This window comes from Streptomyces sp. SID14478 (assembly GCF_010548525.1).
Classification (GTDB): Bacteria; Actinomycetota; Actinomycetes; order Streptomycetales; family Streptomycetaceae; genus Streptomyces.
Genome location: NZ_JAAGMG010000891.1, coordinates 1 through 1,484 on the forward strand (window position 1 = coordinate 1; position 1,484 = coordinate 1,484).

Annotated in this window: 1 protein-coding gene and 1 pseudogene; both read right to left on the reverse strand. The window is 73.1% G+C overall.

The window, feature by feature from the left end; translation table 11 throughout:
• A pseudogene (locus tag G3I40_RS29145) lies at positions 1 to 590 on the reverse strand (hypothetical protein); the annotation flags it as partial.
• Positions 591 to 816: 226 nt separating this feature from the next.
• Positions 817 to 1,484: LysR family substrate-binding domain-containing protein (locus G3I40_RS29150; RefSeq protein WP_239092004.1), on the reverse strand; the 668-nt coding region annotated here is incomplete at its 5' end.

A 1,484-nucleotide genomic window follows, 5' to 3' on the forward strand; every position in this document is an offset into this window, starting at 1 on the left:
ATCTGGGCGCGGGCCGAGCGGGCCGAGGCGTTCACGTCGACTTTCGCGGTCCAGCCGTCGCCGAGGTTCACGGTGCCCTTGGAGACCCAGTCGCCGGGCTTCGGGGGCTGGGTGTCCTTCTTGGCGGTGATGGTGCCGTCGCTGGTGAGCGTGAAGGTGTAGTCGCCGATCTTGGTGGACTTGGAGCCGTCGTACGCCTCCAGGCTGCCCTTGGCGGCGCCGTCCTGGGAGATCTGGGCGCGGGCCGAGCGGGCCGAGGCGTTCACGTCAACTTTCGCGGACCAGCCGTCGCCGAGGTCCACGGTGCCCTTGGACTCCCAGTCGCCGGGCTTCGGCGGGTCGGTCTGGTCGCCCTTCCCCTGGTCGCCCTGTCCCTGGTCGGTGCCCTGGTCGCCCTGGTCCGTGCCCTGGTTGCCCTGGTCGTCGGAGCCGTTGCCGTTCGGCGTCGTCTGGTCCTGGTCACCGGTGGTGGCGGACTGCTGGGGCGCGGGCGGGGTGTCCGCGAAGGCGGCCGCGGCCGGGGCGGCCAGGGCGGCGATGGCGCCGGTGGTGATCGCGGCGGTGCGGAAAGTACGTCGAGTGGCGCGCATGGTGCTTCCCTCGTGGCTCGGTCTGTTCATCCCTGTCTGCGCCCTTTTGTGGCGTCGACAGATATGAAGCTAGAACCGCTGTGTGTGCGTCGTCCGTACGTCGTGTAACAGCCGTGCCCACACCCGGCCGCACTCCTGTAAATGGCCCATAACCCCAGGTCAGACCGGGTCCCGGACGTTGGTCCCCAATGTGGAGGGGCCTACGGCCCGCCGGCGGGGACAGGCTTCAGGTCGAGGCCCAGGTGTCCAGGCGCGCGAGCCGCTCGCGGTAGGCGGGCGCCTGCCGCGCCGCCTCCCCGTAGGCGGCGCGCAGATCGGGCAGCACCGCGTCCAGCAGCGCCTCGGAACGGGCCGCGAGCAGCAGGCGTACGCCCACGGGGTCGCCCTGCAGCGGCCGGATCGCCATGTCGGTGCGGGCCCGGGACGTGGGCTGGCACAGGGCGACGACGTCGCCGGTCGCGACGAGGGACGCGGCGGTGAGGTAGTCGCCGTGCAGGACGCGGGGGTCGAGGCCGGCCGAACGCAGGGCGCGCAGCAGGCCGTCCCACTCGCCGTCCACCGTCGGGTCGACCATCCACCGGTCGCCGGCCAGGTCGCTGAGCCGTACGACGCTGCGGGCCGCCGCCGGATGGTCCGTGGCCAACGACACGAACTGCGGCTCGCGTTCGACGAGGATGCGGCACACCAGCCCCGGCGGGACGCGCAGCGGGCTGCCCTCGACCTCGTGCACGAACGCCACGTCGAGCCCGCCCTCGGCGACCATCCGCAGCAGGGCGTGCGCGGAGACGTCCACGCGCAGCGTCGGTTCGGCGTCCAGGCAGGCCGCGTTGGACCGCAGGCGGCGCAGCCAGCCCGGCAGGGCGCGGCTGGCGGTGGACCCGATGCGCAGCAGGC